Origin of the sequence: Bradyrhizobium sp. Leo170, assembly GCF_004296405.1 — a bacterium.
In the GTDB taxonomy this organism is placed as follows: Bacteria; Pseudomonadota; Alphaproteobacteria; order Rhizobiales; family Xanthobacteraceae; genus Bradyrhizobium.
In genome coordinates, this window is the sequence record NZ_PSRR01000899.1 from 1 (window position 1) to 397 (window position 397).

At 70.5% G+C, this 397-nt stretch carries 1 protein-coding gene; it reads right to left on the minus strand.

Annotated elements, in window-relative coordinates; all coding sequences use genetic code 11:
* Positions 1–397: DUF1403 family protein (locus CWO89_RS45290; RefSeq protein ID WP_130584489.1), on the minus strand; the 397-nt coding region annotated here is incomplete at both ends.

Consider the following 397-nt stretch of genomic DNA (forward strand, 5'->3'; position numbering starts at 1 on the left):
GCCAGCGCAGCTGGTGGGCGAGGACGGCATCGGCCAGCCACAGCGGCACCAAGTCCTCGTTCGGCAGCACGCGCCTGCTCGCAGCGATGATTTCCGCGGCGGCCAGCACCGGCATGATGTGCTGCTGCTGCGTATGTCGGCTGGCAAGTCCGACGATCTGGTCCGGCAGCGAGTTGAGGCGATGGCCGAGTGCGGGCGCCAGCGCAAATTTCCACTGCTCCACGTCACTGGAGGCCCGTTCGCCGAGCTTGCGCCAAGCGGCGAGAATACGCCCGCCGGGACCCGGATCGTCGTCCTCGCGGCGCGAGTACCAGTGGTCGCGCAGCGCCGCTTCGTCGTCCGTCCGCCCGCCCTGGCGCGCAAGCGTGGCGGCGCAGGTGAGCGCGAGACGTTGGCG